Source organism: Pelomonas candidula, assembly GCF_043555985.1.
GTDB lineage: Bacteria > Pseudomonadota > Gammaproteobacteria > Burkholderiales > Burkholderiaceae_C > Pelomonas > Pelomonas candidula.
Genome location: NZ_JBIGIC010000010.1, coordinates 66,910 through 87,313, shown reverse-complemented (window position 1 = coordinate 87,313; position 20,404 = coordinate 66,910). Strand labels below are relative to the sequence as shown.

Below are 20,404 nucleotides of genomic sequence, written 5' to 3'. Positions count from 1 at the left end.
ATGCCGCGAGCATCGCCGTCCCCTCGGGGGCTGAGGCCGGACACGTGGCGCCCGGTGGGCGGCACGTGCCTGCCGAAGGGCTGCGGCCCAGGCCGCAGCGCGGTCTGCAAGACCGGCCAGCCACACCGCGTTCAGCGATGTGCGGCTGGACGAGGGGCTTCACGTCAGGCGGTTTCAAGGCTGGCCTCGATCTGTTGATAGCGCCATTGCGCCGCGTACCAGCCGCCGCGCTCGAGCAGCTGCTCGTGCGTGCCGCGCTCGATGACGTGGCCCTGCTTCAACACGATGACCTCGTCGGCGTCCATGACCGCCGACAGCCGGTGCGCGATGACGATGACGCTGCGGTCGGGCCGCGCGGCGCGCAGCTCGCGCAGGTGGTCGAGGATGGCCGTCTCGGTGCCGGTGTCGACGGCGGACAAGGCATCGTCCAGCACCAGCAACGGCGCGTCCGACAGCAAAGCCCGCGCGATGGCGACGCGCTGGCGCTGGCCGCCCGACAGCGTCACGCCGCGCTCGCCGACCTCGGTGGCGTAGCCGTCGGGCAGGCGAGCGATGTCGTCGTGCACGGCGGCCAGGCGGGCGGCGGCTTCGATGTCTGATGGCGTCGCCGAGGGTCGCGTGAGCGCGATGTTGTCGGCCACCGATGCGGAGAACAGGAAGGGCTCCTGCGGCACCCAGGCGATGTGGGCGCGCAGCGTGGCCAGCGGCAGATCGGGCAGCGGCACGTCGCCCAGCGTCAATCGCCCCGCGTCGGGCTCGGACTGGCGCAGCAGCAGGCGCACGAAGGTCGACTTGCCGGCACCCGTGGCGCCGACGATGCCCAGCGTCCTGCCGGGCGCGAGCGTGACATCCACGCCGTCGAGCGCGGGCCGCCTGGCGGCGGGGAAGCTGAAGGTCAGCGCCTCGGCCCGCAGCGTCGCGCCGGCGGGCAGCACCGCCCTGCCCTCGTCCGCCAGCGTCAGCGGCGCATCCAGCACCGGGGCCAGGCGCGCCCAGGCCGCGCGGCCGCGCTCCAGCAGCGCCAGCACCCAGCCGGCCGCGAACATCGGCCAGATCAGCTGGCCCAGGTACATCGTGAACGCCGTCAGCTGGCCAATGCTGATCTCGTGCCGCGCCACCAGCCAGCCGCCCACGGCCAGCGCGATGGCCGTCGCCAGGCCCAGCGTCATGCCGACGGCGGGCTCGTAGGCGGCCTCCCAGCGCTGCGAGCGGAAGGCGGCTTCGGCGGCGTGCTCCGCCAGCTCGGCGAAACGCCGCTCGCTGCGGCCCACCAGCCCCAGCGCCCGCAGCGTGCGCACGCCGGCCAGGCTTTCCTGCACCTGCTGGTTGAGGTCGCCGAAACGGGTCAGTGAGTCCTGCGCGGCCTGGTGCAGGTGGTTGGAGATCCACCAGAACGCCAGCCCCATCAGCGGGAACGGCAGCAGCGCCGCAAGGCCGAGCCGCCAGTCGATCGCGACGGTCATCATCGCCAGCACCAGCAGCAGCGTCTGCGTGCCGTCGAAGCCCGCCAGCATCGCCTCGCCGGCGGCCTGCTCGACGGCATCGATGTCGTTGGTCGCCAGCGCCATCAGGTCGCCGGTGCGCTGCTGCTGGAAATAGGCCGGCCCCTGCAACGCGAGCCGTGCGAACAACCGCGTGCGCAGCCGCGCGCCGAGCCGGTAGGCCGCCTTGAACAGCGTCAGCCGCCAGCCGACGCGCAACAGGTAGATGACGAGGCCGGCGGCGACGAGCAACGAGAGTTGCTCGGTCAGCGCCGGGCCTTTGAGGCTGCCGGCCACGAGTTCATCGACGACATGGCCGACCTGGCGGGGAATCCAGACGGTCAGCGTGGCGATGCAGGTCAGCATCGCCGCGGCCGACGCATAGGCGCGCCAGTACTCGCGCACGAAGGTGGCGAGCATGCGAGTGAGGCTATTGGAAACAGGGGCTGTTAGCGGCATGCGAGGACGATATGCGCCGGGTGGGGAACGAAGTCAGGCGTGCATCACGCTCGATCTATTTGAGTTTGCGTTCACCCGCGAAAGCCCGAATCCTACGAACCAGCGCCACGACCGCAGTGACCGATAGCGCGAATGCAATGCTTGGATCAAGCATGGGAGGAATCCACCAAAAGACGCGAAGGCCTACGTCCGGATGCGTTGCGATAAGCAGGGTGGCCAGCAAACCCGAAAGAAAAGGCGGAGCAAAAGAGCAACTGCGTTTCTTGAACATCGCGTCTATCAACGAACCCCAGTTCGCGGCGATGAACAGCCCACAAATCCCGAGCCCCAAATTGAACGCCCACCCCATCCAGCCCTCTTCCTTCACGACATTCTTGAAAGCAGGCCTTCATTCTTGCTGCCCACACAAGCCATCCACAATCCTGCCCACGTCAGCAGCCCGTTCAACACCAACAACTCCAACCCGATCTGATACCCACCCCACGGCTGCCCGAAGTCCAGCAGAGCGCACAACAGCGGCGCCGCCACGCACACCGTCACCAGTGCACGACCTGACACCGGCCGCGGCGTGAACATCGCGAACGCGAACAGCCCCAACAGCGGGCCATAGGTGTAGCCCGCGAGCTTGAGGATCAGGAACACCATGCCCGTGTTGGCCAGCGCCTTGAAGCCCAGCACGAGCACGAGGAACAGCAGCGCAAAGCCCAGGTGCACGCGCCGCCGCGTGCGGGTGTCGTCGCGGCCCACGCTCAGCAGGTCCAGGCAGGTGCTGGTCGTCAGCGAGGTCAGCGCGCCGTCGGCGCTGGGCAGCAGCGCGGATACCAGGGCCAGCACGAAGACGACCTGCACCCACGCCGGCAGGTGCTGCATGACGACGGCGGGGAACAACTCGTCGCCCCTCGCCACCAGCCCGTAATCGCGGGCGAACAGCGTCAGCAGGCCGCCCAGCAGCAGGAAGGCGCCGATGACGACCACCAGCAGCACGGCAAGCAGCAGCAGGTTCTTCTGCGCGTCGCGCAGCTTCGCGACCGACAGGCTCTTCTGCATCATTTCCTGATCCAGCCCCGTCATCGCGATGGCGATGAACATGCCGGCCAGCAGCGCCTTGATGGAGAAGTCGCGGCTCAGCGGATCGGTCACCCACACGCGTGACAGGCCCGCTGCGTCCAGCTGCGCGAGCGCATCCGGCCGCCACAGCAGCACGATGCAGACGACCAGGCCCGTCAGCATGCCGGCCGTCTGCAGCATGTCTGTCCACACCAGCGCCTTGACGCCGCCGTCCACTGTGTAGAGCAGGATCATCGCCAGCACGACCGCCGCGGCAAGCGCGAACGGCACGCCCAGCGGCTGCAGCATCAGCGTGTGCAGCACCTGCACGACGAGGTAGAGCCGCGCCGTCGCACCCAGCGTGCGGCTCAACACGAAGTAGCCCGCGCCCAGCCGCTGCGCCGCCGGGCCCAGGCGTTCGCCCAGCAGCTCGTAGATGGAAGCCACGCGCAGCCGGTGGTAGGCCGGCAGCAGCACGAAGGCGATGGCCACGTAGCCGGCCACATAGCCCAGCGTGACCTGCAGGTAGGTGAACCCGCTGGCCGCGACCGAACCCGGCACGCTGATGAAGGTGACGCCGGAAAGCGACGTGCCGACCATTCCTAACGCGACGACCAACCAGGGACTTTCCCTGCCTCCCACGTAAAAACCCTCAGCCCCGGAACCGTGCGAGACGCACCGCGCCAGCACCAGCAGCCCGGCAAAGTAGGCGAGAACCCCGATCAAAAGCAGTGCATGCGGCATGGCGCTAACGAAGGGACCGCGAGCACCCCCTCAAACGTGGTGGATCAAATCGTCACGAAGCATCCCTAGGATGCGCCGCGTTTCCGGCAATTTTTACTAAATAGTCATGCAACTCAAACCCCTGGTGTCCCTTCTCGCCGCGGTCTTCGCGGCACCCGCCGTGCTGGCATCGCAGTCCGGCGTCGTCATCAGCCAGGTGTATGGGGCCGGTGGCAATACCAACGCGACCTACAACCGCGACTTCATCGAGATCTTCAACGCTGGCACGGCGTCGGTGACGATCGGCGGCTGGTCGGTCCAGTATGCGTCGGCGACGGGCACCAGCTGGACCAACAAGACCGTCATCCCGGCAGGCACCGTGCTGCAGCCGGGCCGCTACTACCTCATCGGCGGCGCCTCCGGCGCCGTGGGCACGGCCCTCATCACGGCCGACGTCGAAGGTGCCACCAACCTCAGCGGCACCTCGGGCAAGGTCGCCCTGGTCACCAACAGCACGACGCTGCCCGCGGTGGCCGCGCCGACCGGCGTGGAAGACATCCTGTCCTACGGCAGCTCCACGCCCGTGGAAGGCAGCCCCACCCCCGTGCTGAGCGCCACGACGGCCGCGTTGCGCAACGGCGCCGGCTGCGTCGACACCAACGCCAACAGCGCGGACTTCACCGTCGGCCCGGTCAGCCCGCGCAACAGCGCCACGCCGGCCAACGTCTGCAGCGGCGTCCCCGTCAACCAGCCCATCGTGCCGAGCTGCCCTGACGGCAACACGCTGGCCGGCAGCGCGCTCAGCTTCAACGTCAGCGCAAGCGACCCCGACAGCCGCGTCAACGCCGTCACCCTGGTCGGCAACCTGCCCAACGGCATCACGCTGGGCACCTTCACCGCGGCCACCGGCGACGGCGTCGCCGCCACCCAGGGCATCGACGTGTCCTCCGGCATGGCCGCCGGCAGCTACGGCATCACGCTGAAGTGGGACAACGACGAGAACCAGACCGCCTCGTGCACGTTCAAGGTCAACGTCACCGGCCTCACGACGATTCCGCAGATCCAGGGTTCGGGGGCCAAGAGCCCGATGGAAGGCTCGATCGTCACCACCAGCGGCGTCGTCACCAAGCTGACGAGCGCCGGCTTCTTCCTGCAGGACCCCGTCGGCGACGGCGACCCGGCCACGTCCGACGGCATCTACGTCTACACCGGCAGCGCGCCGGCCGTGGCCGTCGGTCAGTCCATCCTCCTGTCGGGCACCGTCAGCGAGTTCAACACCGGCGCCGCCGGCAACGCTGACACGCTGGCCCACACCGTCACCGAGCTCGTCAGCCCGAGCGGCATCACCGTGCTGGGCAGCGGCTTCAGCATCACGCCGGTGGAGATCGACCTGACCACGCTGCCGGCCGGCGGCCTGGAAGCCTACGAAGGCATGCTCGTCACGCTGCGCGGCCCGCTGATGGCCCAGCAGAACTACTTCCTGGGCCGCTACGGCCAGGTCACGCTGGCCGCCGGCGGCCGCGTCTACACGCCCACCAACGTCTACCCCGCCGGCCCCGATGCGCTGACGCTGCAGGCGGCCAACGCCGCCCGCAGCATCCTGCTGGACGACGGCAGCACCGCGCAGAACATCAACCCCGTGCCCTACATCGGCGCCGACAACACGCTGCGCGCCGGCGACACGACGGGCAGCATCACCGGCATCATCGACTACGGCCTGGCCACCAGCAGCAACACCGATGCCGGCATGTACAAGATCCAGCCGCTGGACGTGTCGTCCGTGGTCTTCCAGCGCACCAACCCGCGCGATACCACACCGCCGGTCAGCGGCGGCAACGTCCGCATCGCCAGCGCCAACGTGCTGAACTTCTTCACCAGCTTCACCAACGGCGGCTTCGTCACCGGCTCGGCGGGCTGCAAGCTCGGCAGCTCGACGTCCAACGGCAACTGCCGTGGCGCCGACAACCAGACCGAGTTCGACCGCCAGATCGCCAAGACCGTGGCCAACCTGTCGGGCCTGAACGCCGACGTCGTGGGCCTGATGGAGATCCAGAACAGCGGCGCCACGACGGTGAACTACCTCGTCAGCCAGCTCAACGCCAAGCTGGGCGCCGGCACCTACGCCAGCGTGCCGCTGCCCGACCAGGGCACGGGCACCGACGCCATCCGCGTGGCCATGATCTACAAGCCCGGCAAGCTGACGCTGAACGGCACGACGATCTCCGACGCCGACCCCATCAACAACCGCCCGCCGCTGGCCCAGGGCTTCACGCTGCCCAACGGCGAGAAGTTCGCCGTCATCGTCAACCACCTCAAGTCCAAGAGCTCCTGCCCGAGCAGTGCCAGCGACCCGGACGCCGACGACGGCCTGCAGGGCTGCTGGAACGCACAGCGTGTGCAGCAGGCCAACCGCCTGAAGACCTTCCTGGGAACCGTGAAGACGACGGCCGGCACCGACAACGTCGTGATGCTGGGCGACTTCAACTCGCTCGCCAAGGAAGACCCCATCCTCGCGCTGACCAGCGACGGCAGCATCGTCGACGCGGTGGCCCTGTTCGACCCGCTGGACTACTCCTACGTGTTCGACGGCGGCTCCGGCCGCCTGGACCACGGCTTCACGACGGCCGCGCTGGCGAGCAAGGTGGTCTACGCGACGTCCTGGCACATCAACGCCGACGAGCCCACCTTCATCGACTACAACACCGAGCTCAAGGTGCCCTTCGCCGCCAGCGGCAACCCGGACTTCTACACGCCCACGCCGTACCGCTCGTCCGACCATGACCCGATGGTGATGGGTCTGAGTCTGGTGAAGTCCATCACCGGCACGTCCGGCAACGACACCATCATCGGCACCGACGGCGATGACGTCATCGAAGGTGGCCTGGGTCGAGACACGATCACCGGCAAGGGTGGTCGCAACCAGTTCGTCTATCGCACGGGCGCCGACGGCCTCGACACCATCACCGACTTCGTGCCTGGCAAGGACACCCTCGTGTTCACCGACCTGCTGAAGAACGTCGGCATCACCAGTGCCGACCCGCTGGCCACCGGCCACGTCACGTGCACCAACCAGACCGATGGCGCCCTGATCGGCTACGACCCTGATGGCTCTGCTGGCAGCGCAGCCTCTCGCCCCATGGTCAAGCTCAAGGCCGTGCTCTGCTCCGCGATCAACGGCACCTCGTTCAAATTCTGAGTCACTGCAAGGACAACAACATCATGAAATTCCGTCCCCTGCTCATCGCCGCCGCCGCACTGCTCGCCGCCACGGCACAGGCTGCAACGGTCAGCTTCAACGGCGCCATCGACGCTGGTCCGCTGACGACCCAGACCTTCTCGGGCAGCTATGACGTCGATACGTCGGCGCTCACGGGCTCTGGCTTCGAGAGCCTGTCGCTGACCGCCTTCTCGCTGACCTTCCAGCTCACCAACTACAGCCTGACGGCTGGTGCCACCGCCGACTATCAGGACGGCGTCTTCCTGGGCCTGAGCTACAACTACGCCGACGCAAGCCAGGCGCTGAGCATGACCTCGGGCAGCATGGACTTGACCGACGCTTTCCTGCATTACCAACCCACGGGTGGCATCGAGAGCAGCGGTGGCTACAACATCTCAGCCGTTCCCGAACCTGCCAGCCTGGCATTGGTGATTGCCGGCCTGGGCACAGTGGGCTTCGCCGCCCGCCGCCGCAAGGCCTGAGCGGCTTCGCGCTTGTTGAACGGCCCGCCTCGGCGGGCCGTTTTCTTTCAGTACGTCCGCCCGCCCTTGAACTGCGCGTGCTGCCGCCTTTGCAGCGTCGTGCTGCGGCTCATCGCGTCGAAAGTGACGCGGGCATGGGCATGCATGATGGCCAGCCCCAGCGCATCGGCGGCGTCCTTGCCAGGCACGCCGGGCAGGTTCAGCAGGCGCTGCACCATGGCCTGGATCTGTTCCTTCTTCGCGTGGCCGTTGCCGGCGATGGCCTTCTTCATCTGCAAGGCCGTGTACTCGCTCACCGGCAGGTCGACCGACACCAGCGCGGTCAGCGCCGCGCCGCGGGCCTGGCCCAGCAGCAGCGTGGACTGCGGGTTCACGTTGACGAAGACGATCTCCACCGCGGCGCACTGTGGCTGGTAGCGTGCTGTCACCTCGCGGATGCCGTCGAACAGGATCTTCAGCCGCGCCGGCAGGTCGCCCACCGCGACGCCGCTGGTCTTGATCGTGCCGCTGGCCACGTAGGCCAGCCTCGGGCCATCGGCGTCGATGACGCCAAAACCGGTCGTCTGCAAACCCGGATCAATGCCGAGAATCCTCATGGCAGCCATACATCCCTGCGGGCCGAGCGCTGGGCCGCTCCCGAGCCGGCCCGCGCTGGGCGATGTGCTTGCCGGTCGAACCGGCACGCATCGCCGTCCCCTCGGGGGACCGACCGGGCTGGCCCGCGTTCAGCGCGGGCAGACTGGGCAAGGGGCTGCGTCATGTCACCGATAACCCAGCGGCAGCTGGAAGTACCAGCGCACGGAGTGGAACAGCACCGGCGCCGCAAAGCACAGCACGGCGATGCGGTCCAGCAGGCCCACGGCGCCGGTGATGGAGCTGCGGTTGCCCCAGTAACGCACGCCAGCGTCCTTCTTCAACGCCTTCATGACGAGGCCGCCGAAGCCCGCCGCGCCGGCCGTCAGAAAGGCCATGGCGAGCGCCTGGCCAGCCTTGAAGGGCGTGATCCAGAACAGGCCCAGGCCGGCGAGCGAACCGATCACCGTGCCGATCCACCACGCACGCATCGAGAAGCTGCGGCTGATGTGCCGTGCCACCGGCCGGCGGCGCAGCGTGCGCGTCGCGATCTCCTGCGCGATCTGCGACGCCGCCACGACCATGACGAGGAAGAACAGCAGGAAGGCGCCGCGCCCCGTGAAGCCGGGGAAGTCCAGCAGCAGCAGCGCCGGTGCGTGCGACAGGCCGTAGACGCAGACCATCACGCCCCACTGGATCTTGGCGTTGCGCTCCAGGAAGGCGCGCGGGTCGTCGGCCAGCGCGCTGACGATGGGCAGCACGAGGAAGCCGTAGACCGGCAGGAACACCGTGAACAGGTCGAAGAAGCGCGTGCCGCAAATCATGTACTGCACCGGCAGCAGCACGAAGAAGGCGACGATGAGCGTGCGGTGGTCGCTGCGCTGCGTGTGCATCAGCGTGATGAACTCGCGCAGCGCCAGGAACGAGAACAGTGCGAACAGCAGCGTCGCGCCCAGCGGCCCCGAGATCCACGCAACCCAGAACATGCAGCCGCCGATCCACGCGGCGCGCAGGTCGCGGCGCACGCGCTCCCACGTCAGCTCGGACGCGCGACGGGCCTCCTCGTCCTCGCGCTCGCGCAGCGAGTTCAGGAACAGGCCCACCGTCAGCAGCATCAGGAAGCCGAACAGCACGACGAAGAGCAGCGCCACCTGCTCGCTGGCGTTGAGGGATTTCAGCCAGCGCATCAGTCAGCCTCCGCCGGATGGCCGACGACGGATGGGTCGGGCCGCTGCTCCATGACGGCCTCGCGGGCACGGCACAGGAAGTCGGCCTTGCACTCGCCCTCGCGCAGCTGGATGGGCTCGCCGAAGGTGACCGTGCACAGGATGGGCACCGGCACGACTTCGCCCTTGGGCATGACGCGCTGCACGTTGTCGATCCAGGTCGGAATCAGCTGCACGTCGGGAAACTGTTGGGCCAGATGGTAGATGCCGCTCTTGAACGGCATGGGGTTGCCCTTGCTGGAACGCGTGCCCTCCGGGAAGATGACCAGCGAGTCGCCGTTGGTCAGCGCCTCGACGAGGGGTTCCAGCGGGTCTTCGTCCGGGTTGGCGCGCGTGCGGCTGACGTAGATGGCGTTGAAGACCTCGGTCGTCAGCCAGCGCCGGAAGGCGCTCTTGGTCCAGTAGTCCCGCGCGGCGATGGCACGCGTGGAGGCCCGCAACTCATGCGGGAAGGCGGCCCAGATGAGGACCAGATCGAAATGACTCTGGTGGTTGGCGATGTAGATGCGCTGCTCGGCTTTTGGCGGGCAGCCCTTCCAGTGTCCCTGCGCACCCGTGATGAGACGGGCGATGAAGGCGAGCAACTGGCCGGTGAAGGCGGCTGGCGTCATGGGGCGGGATTATCGGGGCCCCTCCCCGCCCGCCGCGGCGCAGGCCGGAGCAGGGTTTACCAATCGTCGCTGCCGCCGCCACCGCCGCCGAAATCGCCGCCACCGCCGGCATCGCTGCCGCCCCAGCCGTCGCCGCTGCCAAAGTCGATGTCGCGGCGGGTGAGGTCGTCGGCGGCGCCGTTGTCGCCACCGCCGAAGCTGCCGGGGATGAGGCCACCGGCGTGGCTGCCGGTATCGGCGCTGCTGTAGTTGCCGCGGTCCTCACGGCCTTCGTGCAGCAGCTTCTCGGCCAGCATGCCGGCGGCCACGCCGCCCGCCACGCCGAGGCCCACGCCCAGCATGCCCGGGCCCGACGAGGGCTGCTGCGGCACACCGTAGCCGCCCATGCCGTAACCACCACCGGCCGGGGCATAGCCGCCGGACATGACCGGCTGGCCCTGCATCTGCGCGGCCGTGCGGCGGCGCATCCAGCTCGCGGCGATCGCGATGAAGGCGATCGCGCCGACGATCAGCAGCCAGACGGGCACGCCGCTGCTGCGCTCCGGCTCGTAGCGCTGCACGGGAGCAGCGCGCGGCGCGGGGACGGGGTCCAGTGACGTCGGCGCGACGGGCCTGGCCTCGGCGGCCTGCTCGCGCTGAAGCAGCTGCTCGAAGTTGTTGAACTTGGCCGAGTCGGTGAACTTGATGGCCGGGTCCAGCGCACGGGCGCGGCGCGTGTGCTCGGCGGCTTCGCCGAACTTGCGCTCGTGGGCCAGGATCTCGGCCAGCACGTAGTGCGCCTTGGCACTTTCGGGCTTGGCCACGACGACCTCGCGCATCATCTTCTCGGCGCCGGCGTAGTCACCGCCCTTGGCGGCGGCCTGCACCTGGTCGACCGTCGGCAGCGCCTGCGCCGCACCCATCCACAGCGTGGACAGCAGGGCCAGGCAGACCAACAGGAATCGGGGGAACTTCATCGCAACACTCCTCAAACCATCGCCCGTGCGCGGCGCGCGCGAGCAAACGGCAGTTTGCGCCCCTGATCTGACACCGGGCCGTCCGGTTTCAAGAGGGTGCGGCGTAGGACGACGGCGCGGTGTCAGCTAGAACCAGTAGTCGGCGACGCAACGCCCGTCGCGCGGCAGGTCATCGAAGCTGTCGAGGCCGTCGAAGTGGTCGATGGGAATGGCCGCCACCGCGGCCGGCTCGGCCAGCCGCAGGTTGACGGCGATGCGCCGGCGGCCGTCCGGCTCCAGCCGGAGGCCGCGCCAGAAGGCCGTGCAGCCGCAGTGCGGGCAGAAGTGGAACTCGATGGCCTTGCCGCGCACATAGGCCTGCGTGGCGCCGCTGACGTGGATGCCTTCGTCCACGTAGTCGTAGGCCCACAGCGCGCCGTAGCGGCGACACACGGTGCAGTTGCAGGCGGTGGCACCGTCAGGCTGGCCGTCGAAGCGCCAGTGGACGCGGCCGCAATGGCAGGAACCTTCGATCATGATCGTCACTCCTGGGGCCGCACCGCGGCGGCGTAGATGGGGTCCATGTACAGCCGGCCGCCGAACAGGAACTCCTTGCTGCCCACCTGCACGAAGCCGGAGCGCCGGTAGAACTCGACCGCGCGCAGGTTGCGATCGTAGACACCCAGCCACAGCGTGCGCGCGCCGCGCTGGCGTGCCCGCGAATGGACCTCGCGCATCAGCCGTGCGCCCAATCCCAGGCCGAGGAAGTCCTGGCCGAGGTACAGGCGCCACAGCTCGATCGGTGCCGCTGCGCTCACGCAGGGCGGTGGCGGTGCGTCACGCACGATGGCGTAACCGGCCAGCCGCCCGTCCATCTCGGCCAGCAGCGTCGTGCAGGCCGCATCGAGGATGACGGCGGCCATCACGCCGGGCTGGAAATGGGTGGCGACGTAGTCGGCGATGTCCTGCGCGTCGTCGAGGTCGCGGTAGGTGTCGGCAAAGGCCTGAGCCGCGAAGGCCGCCAGCGCGGCGGCGTCCTCAGGCGTGGCGGTGCGGATGACGGGCGTGAGCGGTTGCGGCATGCGCCGCATGTTCGCTCACGGGCAGCGGGCGGGTCACGCAGCCCGCATCATCTGCGCGGCCTTCTCGCCGATCATCATGGCCGGCGCGTTGGTGTTGCCGCTGATGAGCGTGGGCATGATGGAGCAGTCCACGACGCGCAGCCCCTGCAGGCCGTGCACGCGCAACTGTGCGTCGACAACGGCGCCCTCGTCGCCACCCATGCGGCAGGTGCCGACGGGGTGGTAGATGGTGTCGGTGCGCCGGCGCAGCAGGGCCTCAACCTCGGCGTCCGAGGTCGTCTCGGTGCTCCACAGCTCGCGGCTCCAGTGCGCGCGCAGCGACGGCTGCTGCAGCAGCGCGCGCGTCAGCTTGAAGCCGGCCACCATCTGCGCGAGATCGTCGGGGTGCTGGAAGAACGCCGGGTCGATGCGAGGCGCGGCGTTCACGTCGGCGCTGGCCAGCGTCACCGAGCCGCGGCTTTGCGGGCGCAGCAGGCAGACGTGGCAGGACAGCCCCTGCCCCCAGCGCAGCTTGCGGGCATGGTCTTCCACGGCGGCAACGACGAAGTGCAGCTGCACATCGGGCCGCTCGACCTCACTGCTCGTGCGCAGGAAGGCACCGCCCTCGGCGAAGTTGCTCGTCAGCATGCCGCGACGCTCGGCGCGGTAGCGGCGGATGGCGCGCCAGAACGCCAGCCCGCCTCGCAGCGACACGCCGAAGCTGTGCGGGCTGTCGCTGGCCATGCCGAACACGAAGTCGGGGTGGTCCTGCAGGTTGGCGCCGACGCCCGGCAGGTGGTGCAGCACGGGAATGCCATGGGCCTGCAGCTGCGCCGCGTCGCCCACGCCGGACAGCATCAGCAACTGCGGCGACTGGATGGCCCCGGCCGCCAGCACCACCTCGCGCCGCGCCTGCAGGCGGCGGGTGACGCCGCCCACCTTGACCTCCACGCCCACCGCGCGGCGGCCGTCGAACAGCACGCGCTGGACCTGGGCCTGCGTCGTGACGCGCAGGTTGGGCCGGCCCAGGTGCGGGCGCAGGTAGGCGCGCGCGGCGCTGCAGCGCTCGCCGCGGTCCTGCGTGACCTGGTAGATGCCGACGCCTTCCTGCACCTCGCCGTTGAAGTCCGCGTTGATCGCGTGCCCCGCCTCGCGGCCAGCGGCGAGCCAGGCGTCCTGCAGCGGGTTGTCGGTGCGCAGCTGGCTGACCTTCAGCGGACCGCCCTGGCCATGCAGCGGCGCGCCGAACGTGTCGTTGCCCTCGCTCTTGACGAAGAACGGCAGCACGTCGCTCCAGCCCCAGCCGGGGTTGCCGAGCGCAGCCCAGTGGTCGTAGTCCTCGCGCTGGCCGCGGATGTAGACCATCGCGTTGATGCCCGACGAACCGCCCAGCATCTTGCCGCGCGGCACATAGCCGCGACGGCCGTTCAGGCCCGGCTGCGGCACGGTCTCGAAGGCGTAGTTGTGCAGCTTGCTGGGCACCATGACGACGGCGCCGGTGGGCACGGTGCCCAGCCAGCTGGTGACGTCGGCACCGGCCTCCAACACCTGCACCTGCGTGCCAGCGTCCTCGCTGAGGCGCCCGGCCAGCGCCGAACCGGAAGAGCCGCCGCCGATGACGATGACGTCATGGCTTTCGTCGAAGCGTTGCGTGTCGTTCATGTCGATATTCAAGGGGGTAGTGCACCCGCGGGCCGAGCGCCGGGCCGCTCCCAAGCCGGCCCGTACTGGCGATGTGCTTGCCGGTCGAGCCGGCAAGCATCGCCGTCCCCTCGGGGGACCGGCCAAGGTACTCCTTGGACGAGGGGCTCCATCTCAGTCAGGCGATCCGCTTCAGCAGCGACAACAGGCGCTCGAAGGTCTTGCCGTAGGGCGGCTGGAACAGCTTCGTGCCGGCGAAGCGCGACTGCACGAACAACGGCTTCTCCTTGCTGAAGGTGCGGAATCCCCACTCACCGTGGTACGCGCCCATGCCGCTGGCGCCCACGCCGCCGAAAGGCTGCTCCTCCTGGCCCAGGTGCCACAGGCAGTCGTTGATCGTCACGCCGCCGGCGTGGGTCTGGGCCATCGCCTGGTCGCGCGCGGCGCGGTCCTGGCCGAACCAGTACAGCGCCAGCGGCCGGTCGCCGCGGTTGATGTGCGCCAGCGCGTCTTCCACCTTGTCGTAGGCCACGACCGGCAGCAGCGGCCCGAAGATTTCCTCCTGCATGACGGCGGCCTCCAGCGGCACGTCCAGCAGCAGCGCCGGCACGAGGCGACGGTCCTGACTCGGATCAGGCTGCTCGTCGTGCGTGCGCAGCACACGTGCGCCACGCCGCGCCGCGTCGTCGATCAGGCCCTGCAGCCGCGCGTGATGGCGCGGCGTGGCGATGCTGCTGTAGTCGGCATTGCCGGCAATGCGCGGGTACATGCGGCGCATCTCGGCGAGGATCTTCTGGCTCAGCGGCTCGACCAGTTCGCGCGGCACCAGCAGGTAGTCGGGCGCCACGCAGGTCTGGCCCGCGTTGAAGAGCTTGCCGAAGGCCAGGCGGGACGCGGTCAGGTCGACGTCGCATGAGCGGTCGACGATGGCAGGCGACTTGCCGCCCAGCTCCAGCGTGACCGGCGTGAGGTTCTTCGCCGCGGCCTGAGCCACCAGACGGCCCACCGGCGTGGAGCCGGTGAAGAAGAGGTGGTCGAACGGCAGCTCGGTGAACGCCTTGCCGACCGCGGCATCGCCGGCGACGACGAGCATCTCCTCCGGCTTGAAATGCTCGGCCACCAGGCGCGCCATCAACTCGCTGGTGGCCGGCGTCAGCTCCGACGGCTTGACGAGCACACGGTTGCCGGCCGCCAGCGCGGCCACGGCCGGCGCCATCGCCAGGTAGTACGGGTAGTTCCAGGGCGCGACGATGCCGACGACGCCCAGCGGCTGGCGCATCAGCACGTTGTGCGCAGGCAGGAAGTGCAGCGGCGTCGCGACACGGCGGGCCTTCATCCAGGCGCGCAGGTGCTTGATGGCGTGGCGCGCACCTGACTCGACGGTGAACACGTCCGCCAGCAGCGACTCCTGCCGCGCACGGTGGCCGAAGTCCTGCGCCATCGCGCTCGCCAGCGCCTCGCCGTGGTCGCGCGTCATCTTCAGCAGCCGCTCGAGACGGTCACGCCGCACCTCGTAGGTCGGCATACGCTCGGCCTCGTAGGCGTGGCGCTGCGCGAGCAATGCCAGATGCAGACGTTCCTGCAACGCGGTGTCCATGGCCTTGTCTCCGGTTCTAGATCGAATCGAAGGAGGCTAACCGCAAGTGATGGGCCGCCCAACAGGGGCGGCCCTGGACTAGAGGGCTGCGTCTAGTCGCGGGGGCGACACGGAGTCTTTGGAATTCGCTGGCCGAGCGCCGGGCCGCTTCCAAGCCGGCCCGCCTTGGGCGATGCTTGCCGGTCGATCCGGCAAGCATCGCCGCCCCCTCGGGGGCTGTGAGGCCGGACACATTGCGCCCAGTGGGCGCGGTGTGCCTGCCGAAGAGCTGCGCCACTGGCCCAGCGCGGTCTGCAAGACCGACCAGGCACGCCGCGTTCAGCAGGCGCGACTGGGCGAGGAGCTCGTCAGTGCCGGAAGTGGCGCACGCCCGTCAGCACCATCGCGATGCCGCGCTCATTGGCGGCAGCGATGACTTCGTCGTCGCGCATCGAGCCGCCCGGCTGGATGACGCAGGTGGCGCCGGCGTCGGCCAGCACGTCCAGACCGTCGCGGAACGGGAAGAAGGCGTCGCTGGCGACGGCGGAGCCGGCCAGCGTCAGGCCGGCATGCTGGGCTTTGATGGACGCGATGCGGGCCGAGTCGAGGCGGCTCATCTGGCCGGCGCCGACGCCCAGCGTCATGCCGCCGCCGCAGAAGACGATGGCGTTGCTCTTCACGTACTGCGCGACGGTCCACGCGAACATCAGGTCGTCGAGCTGCTGCTCTGTGGGCTTCAGGGAGGTGACGACCTTGAGGTCTTCACGCTTCAGGAAGTGGTTGTCTGAGCTTTGCAGCAGCAGGCCCGAGCCGACGCGCTTGCTGTCGCCGGCATTGCGGCCCTGCTGCCACGGCGTGTTGCCGCCCGGCGGCAGCGCGATCTCGAGCAGGCGCACGTTGACGCGGCCCTTGAAGATCTCACGCGCCTCGGGCGTGAACGAGGGCGCCATCAGCACCTCGACGAACTGCTTGACGACTTCGGCCGCGGCCGCGCCGTCCAGCGGACGGTTGAAGGCGATGATGCCGCCGAAGGCGCTGGTGGGGTCGGTCTTGAAGGCCTTGCTGTAGGCCTCGAGCGGGTTCGCGCCGACGGCCACGCCACAGGGGTTGGCGTGCTTGACGATGACGCAGGCCGGCGTATCGAAGCTCTTCACGCATTCCCACGCGGCGTCGGCGTCGGCGATGTTGTTGTAGCTCAGCTCCTTGCCCTGCAGCTGCTTGCCCGTGACCAGCGAGCCGGGCGCCGGGAACAGGTCGCGGTACAGCGCCGCGCTCTGGTGCGAGTTCTCGCCGTAGCGCAGATCCTGCACCTTGACGAACGTCGAGTTCATCTGCGCGGGGTACTCGGCCTTGGAGCCGTCTTCGTTCAGCGCAGACAGGTAGTTGCTGATGGCCGCGTCGTACTGGGCGATGCGGTTGAAGGCTGCGACGGAGGCAGCGAAGCGCGTCTTGTCGCTGGTCTTGCCATTCGCCTTCAACTCTTCGAGCACGGCGGCGTACTGGGCCGCGTCGGTCAGCACCGTCACGTCCTTCCAGTTCTTGGCCGCGCTGCGCACCATGGCCGGGCCGCCGATGTCGATGTTCTCGATGGCGTCTTCCAGCGTGCAGCCGGGCTTGGCGACGGTGGCCTCGAACGGGTAGAGGTTGACGGCCAGGATGTCGATGCGCGTGATGCCGTGCTTCTCCATCGCGGCCACGTGCTCGGGCACATCACCGCGCGCCAGCAGGCCACCGTGGATCTTGGGGTGCAGCGTCTTCACGCGGCCGTCCATCATTTCCGGGAAACCGGTGTGCTCGGCCACCTCGGTGACGGGCAGGCCGTTGTCAGCCAGCAGCTTGGCGGTGCCGCCGGTGGACAGCAGCTTCGCGCCGAGGGCATGCAGCTCCTTCGCGAATTCGAGGATGCCGGTCTTGTCGGAGACGGAGAGGAGTGCGGTGAGTGCCATGGTGGTGTCAGCCAATGTTGTGATCGGTCAGTTTGCGGCGCAGCGTGTTGCGGTTGATGCCCAGCCATTGCGCGGCCTTGCTCTGGTTGCCGCCGGCTTCGCGCATGACGATCTCGAACAGCGGCTTCTCAACGAGCTTGATCAGCATCTCGTGCATCGAATGCGGCTCCTGGCCGTCGAGGTCACGGAAGAAGGCTTCGAGGTTGTCGCGCACGCAGGCGTCGATGGGGTTGGGCGGGGTGTTCTTCTGGGCGCTCATGTTCAGGCAGCGCAGGCTTCGTGGCCTTGCGCTTCGTCGTCGTTGGCTGCGTCGGTCGGAGGCAGCCGGTCGTGGGTCTGGCCGAGTTCGTCGAACCAGTCGCGGAGCGCCTGCACCTGCTGTTCGCAGCGCTCCAGGGTGTTCATGTGCTGGCGGAATTCTTCGCCGCCCGGCAGGCCGCGCACGGCCCAGCCGATGTGCTTGCGCGCGCTGCGCACGCCACTCAATTCGCCGTACAGGCCGTAGTGGTCGTGCAGGTGCTCGGTGAGCACATCGCGCGCCTCGGTGACCGTGGGCGCGTCCAGGTGTTCGCCCGTCGCCAGGAAATGCGACACCTCGCGGAAGATCCACGGCCGGCCCTGCGCGGCGCGGCCGATCATCAGCGCGTCGGCACGCGTGTAGGCCAGCACGTCGCGGGCCTTCTCGGGCGAGGTGATGTCGCCGTTGGCAACGACGGGGATGCCCAGCGCGGCCTTCACGGCGGCGATGGTGTCGTACTCGGCCAGGCCCTTGTAGCCCTGCTCGCGCGTGCGGCCGTGGATGGTCAGCATCGCGATGCCGGCAGCCTCGAAGAGGCGCGCCAGGCGCAGCGCGTTGCGCTCCTCAAGACTCCAGCCGGTGCGCATCTTCAGCGTGACCGGCACGCCACGCGGCGCGCAGACCGCCACGACCGCCTCGACGATCTCCAGCGCCAGTGCCTCGTTGCGCATCAGCGCCGAGCCCGCCCACTTGTTGCAGACCTTCTTGGCCGGGCAACCCATGTTGATGTCGATGATCTGCGCGCCGCGGTCGATGTTGTAGGCGGCGGCCTCGGCCATCATGGCGGCGTCGGTGCCAGCGATCTGCACGGCGATGGGGCCGGGCTCGCCGCTGTGGTCGGCACGGCGCGAGGTCTTCAGGCTGCCCCACAGCTCCTTGCGCGACGTGACCATCTCGCTGACCGCGTAACCCGCGCCGAGGCGCCGGCAGAGCTGGCGGAAGGGCCGGTCCGTCACCCCCGCCATCGGCGCCACAAAGAGCCGGTTGGGGAGGAGGTGGGGGCCGATGTGCACGAGGGGTCTGCTCAAAAAAGAGGCGAGATTGTAGCCATCCGGCTTTTCAGCCCCGCCCCACAATGCCGGCATGGAAGCCTGGCTCGGTCAACTCATCCACGATCTGCTCGCCTCCCTTGCCTTGCCGCAGGTGGGTCTGGTCGCGGTCTTCATCATCACCTTCATCTCGGCGACGCTGCTGCCGCTGGGCTCGGAGCCGGCGGTGTTCCTCGTCGTCAAGGCCGACCCCGGCATGTTCTGGGTGGTCATCGCGGTGGCCACCCTCGGCAACACGCTGGGCGGCGCCACGAGCTGGTGGGTGGGCTATGGCGCGGAGAAGGCGGTCGAGGCCGTCCGCCACCGCGAGCCGCCCAACCCGCGCGCGCTGGCCTGGCTGAAACGCTTCGGCCCCAAGGCCTGCGTGCTGAGCTGGCTGCCCATCGTCGGCGACCCGCTGTGCGCCGTGGCCGGCTGGCTCAAGCTGCCGTTCTGGCCCTGCCTGGGCTGGATGGCGCTGGGCAAGGGCCTGCGCTTCATCTGCTTCACGGTTGCGCTACTCTGGCTGATCCCCGAATCCTGGATGTCATGGATGCAATGAACACACCCGCCTACCAAGACCTCGCCGCCCGCCAGCAGCGCCTGCACCGCCTGGGCCACCTGCAGGCCATCGCCCAGTGGGACCAGGCCGCCAACATGCCCGCCAACGGCAACGAGGCGCGCAGCCTGGCGCTGGCCGAGATGGACGGCCTGCTGCACCAGCTGGCCACCGACCCGGCACTGGCCGGCCTGCTGGACGCCGCGGCCGCCGAGCCGCTGGACGACACGCAGCGCGCCAACCTGCGCGAGATCCGCCGCGCCTGGCGCGCCGCCAACGCGCTGCCGCAGGCCCTTGTCGAAGCGAAGAGCCTGGCCAACAACCGCTGCGAGCATGCCTGGCGCACGCAGCGCCCGGCCAACGACTGGCCCGGCTTCGCGCCCAACCTGCGCGAGGTGCTGAAGATCGCCCGGCAGGAAGCCGAGCTGCTGTCGCAGAGCGCGGGCCTGTCGAAGTACGACGCGCTGCTGGACCTGTACGAGCCGGGCATGCGCAGTTCGGAAGTCGAGCGCGCGTTCGCGCCGCTGCGCGGCTGGTTGCCGGGGCTGATCCGCGACGTCACCGCGAAGCAGTCGACAGAGACCGTCATCGAGCCCGTCGGCCCCTTCCCGACCGCGGCGCAGAAGGCGCTGGGCCTGGACGCGATGCGGCTGATGGGTTTCGACTTCGCCGCCGGCCGCCTCGACGAGAGCACCCACCCGTTCTGCGGCGGCGTGCCCGAGGACGTGCGCATGACCACGCGCTACCGCGAGGACAACTTCCTGCCCAGCCTGATGGGCACCATCCACGAGACGGGCCACGGCCGCTACGAGCAGGGCCTGCCGCGCGAGCTGCTGGGCCAGCCCATCGCCCGCGCACGGTCCATGGGCATCCACGAGAGCCAGAGCCTGTCCTTCGAGATGCAGCTGGGCAGTCACCCGGCCTTCGCCGGCCTGCTGGCGCCGCTGCTCGTGAAGCACTTCGGCGACCAGCCCGCCTTCGAGCCCGGAAACCTGAACAAGCTGCTGACGCGCGTGGCGCCCGGCTACATCCGCGTCGACGCCGACGAGGTGACCTACCCCGCCCACATCCTGCTGCGCTTCGACATCGAGCGGGCGCTGATCGAGGGCGATGCCGAGGTGGATGACATCCCCGCGCTGTGGGACGCCAGGATGGCCGAGCTGCTGGGCCTGGACACGCGCGGCAACTTCAAGGATGGCCCGATGCAGGACGTGCACTGGCCCGCCGGCCTGTTCGGCTACTTCCCCTGCTACACGCTGGGCGCCATGTACGCCGCGCAGTGGTTTGCGACGATGCGCGCGCAGCAGCCAGACCTGGATGCCCGCATCGCCCGCGGTGAGCTGGGCGGCGTGTTCGACTGGCTGCAAACCCACGTCTGGCAGGAAGCCAGTCGCTGGGAGACACCCGAGCTGGTTGAACGCGCCAGCGGCGAGGCGCTGAACCCGGCCCACTTCGAGGCCCACCTGCGCAGCCGCTACCTGGGCGCCTAAAAGAAAAGCGCCGAGGGGTTCAGCCCTCGGCGCCGTTCAGTGCACGCCTCG

At 69.1% G+C, this 20,404-nt stretch carries 18 protein-coding genes; 4 read left to right on the top strand and 14 right to left on the bottom strand.

Annotation, left to right across the window (positions count from 1 at the left end; genetic code table 11):
• Window positions 1-164: 164 nt before the first annotated feature.
• The 3 genes from ACG04R_RS19250 to ACG04R_RS19240 form a co-directional block, all read right to left on the bottom strand.
• On the bottom strand, window positions 165-1,901 hold the full coding sequence (locus ACG04R_RS19250; protein ID WP_394414502.1) for an ABC transporter ATP-binding protein: 1,737 nt from the start codon (window positions 1,899-1,901) through the stop codon (window positions 165-167).
• Window positions 1,902-1,995: 94 nt separating this feature from the next.
• Window positions 1,996-2,307, bottom strand: coding sequence for a hypothetical protein (locus ACG04R_RS19245; RefSeq protein WP_394414499.1), 312 nt, complete (start codon window positions 2,305-2,307; stop codon window positions 1,996-1,998).
• Window positions 2,304-3,731 (bottom strand): sodium:solute symporter, encoded by a 1,428-nt coding sequence (locus ACG04R_RS19240; RefSeq protein ID WP_394414496.1) that lies wholly within the window; start codon window positions 3,729-3,731, stop codon window positions 2,304-2,306. The genes ACG04R_RS19245 and ACG04R_RS19240 overlap by 4 nt, the downstream gene beginning before the upstream one ends.
• 106 nt (window positions 3,732-3,837) lie before the next feature.
• On the opposite strand from ACG04R_RS19240, the gene ACG04R_RS19235 reads away from it, so the two are divergent.
• On the top strand, window positions 3,838-6,906 hold the full coding sequence (locus ACG04R_RS19235; protein ID WP_394414493.1) for an ExeM/NucH family extracellular endonuclease: 3,069 nt from the start codon (window positions 3,838-3,840) through the stop codon (window positions 6,904-6,906).
• Between the two features lie 23 nt (window positions 6,907-6,929).
• Window positions 6,930-7,409, top strand: a complete 480-nt coding sequence (locus tag ACG04R_RS19230; protein WP_394414490.1) for a PEP-CTERM sorting domain-containing protein — start codon at window positions 6,930-6,932, stop codon at window positions 7,407-7,409.
• Between the two features lie 47 nt (window positions 7,410-7,456).
• Here the strand turns inward: ACG04R_RS19230 and ruvC are convergent, their stop codons facing one another.
• The 11 genes from ruvC to dusB all read right to left on the bottom strand — a co-directional run bounded on the left by ruvC (window position 7,457) and on the right by dusB (window position 18,289).
• The gene (gene ruvC, locus ACG04R_RS19225) at window positions 7,457-8,005 is read right to left on the bottom strand and encodes a crossover junction endodeoxyribonuclease RuvC (protein ID WP_394414488.1); all 549 of its coding nucleotides are present in this window, start codon (window positions 8,003-8,005) and stop codon (window positions 7,457-7,459) included.
• 165 nt (window positions 8,006-8,170) lie between these two features.
• Window positions 8,171-9,169 (bottom strand): phosphatidate cytidylyltransferase, encoded by a 999-nt coding sequence (locus ACG04R_RS19220; protein WP_394414485.1) that lies wholly within the window; start codon window positions 9,167-9,169, stop codon window positions 8,171-8,173.
• On the bottom strand, window positions 9,169-9,819 hold the full coding sequence (locus ACG04R_RS19215) for a lysophospholipid acyltransferase family protein (RefSeq protein ID WP_394414482.1): 651 nt from the start codon (window positions 9,817-9,819) through the stop codon (window positions 9,169-9,171). The genes ACG04R_RS19220 and ACG04R_RS19215 overlap by 1 nt, the downstream gene beginning before the upstream one ends.
• Before the next feature lie 56 nt (window positions 9,820-9,875).
• A complete protein-coding gene (locus tag ACG04R_RS19210; protein ID WP_394414479.1) occupies window positions 9,876-10,775 on the bottom strand; it encodes a tetratricopeptide repeat protein in 900 nt (299 codons plus the stop codon).
• 126 nt (window positions 10,776-10,901) lie between these two features.
• The gene (locus ACG04R_RS19205) at window positions 10,902-11,291 is read right to left on the bottom strand and encodes a GFA family protein (RefSeq protein WP_394414476.1); all 390 of its coding nucleotides are present in this window, start codon (window positions 11,289-11,291) and stop codon (window positions 10,902-10,904) included.
• Between the two features lie 5 nt (window positions 11,292-11,296).
• Window positions 11,297-11,836 carry a GNAT family N-acetyltransferase gene (locus ACG04R_RS19200; RefSeq protein WP_394414473.1) on the bottom strand — a complete coding sequence of 180 codons (540 nt, stop codon included), beginning with the start codon at window positions 11,834-11,836 and terminating at the stop codon, window positions 11,297-11,299.
• A gap of 33 nt (window positions 11,837-11,869) precedes the next feature.
• Entirely contained in the window at window positions 11,870-13,477 is a 1,608-nt protein-coding gene (locus tag ACG04R_RS19195; RefSeq protein WP_394414469.1) for a GMC family oxidoreductase, read from the bottom strand.
• Window positions 13,478-13,634: 157 nt separating this feature from the next.
• Complete coding sequence (locus ACG04R_RS19190; protein ID WP_394414466.1) at window positions 13,635-15,053, bottom strand: coniferyl aldehyde dehydrogenase; 1,419 nt, start codon at window positions 15,051-15,053, stop codon at window positions 13,635-13,637.
• A gap of 347 nt (window positions 15,054-15,400) precedes the next feature.
• The gene (purH, locus tag ACG04R_RS19185) at window positions 15,401-16,978 is read right to left on the bottom strand and encodes a bifunctional phosphoribosylaminoimidazolecarboxamide formyltransferase/IMP cyclohydrolase (protein WP_394414463.1); all 1,578 of its coding nucleotides are present in this window, start codon (window positions 16,976-16,978) and stop codon (window positions 15,401-15,403) included.
• Window positions 16,979-16,985: 7 nt separating this feature from the next.
• On the bottom strand, window positions 16,986-17,237 hold the full coding sequence (locus ACG04R_RS19180) for a helix-turn-helix domain-containing protein (protein WP_394414460.1): 252 nt from the start codon (window positions 17,235-17,237) through the stop codon (window positions 16,986-16,988).
• A gap of 2 nt (window positions 17,238-17,239) precedes the next feature.
• Window positions 17,240-18,289: a tRNA dihydrouridine synthase DusB gene (gene dusB / locus ACG04R_RS19175; protein ID WP_394414457.1), complete on the bottom strand. Its 1,050-nt coding sequence runs from the start codon at window positions 18,287-18,289 to the stop codon at window positions 17,240-17,242.
• A gap of 70 nt (window positions 18,290-18,359) precedes the next feature.
• Here dusB and ACG04R_RS19170 point away from each other — a divergent pair, with 70 nt between their 5' ends.
• Entirely contained in the window at window positions 18,360-18,866 is a 507-nt protein-coding gene (locus tag ACG04R_RS19170) for a YqaA family protein (protein ID WP_394414454.1), read from the top strand.
• On the top strand, window positions 18,854-20,353 hold the full coding sequence (locus ACG04R_RS19165; protein ID WP_394414451.1) for a carboxypeptidase M32: 1,500 nt from the start codon (window positions 18,854-18,856) through the stop codon (window positions 20,351-20,353). The genes ACG04R_RS19170 and ACG04R_RS19165 overlap by 13 nt, the downstream gene beginning before the upstream one ends.
• The last annotated feature ends 51 nt before the right edge of the window (window positions 20,354-20,404 follow it).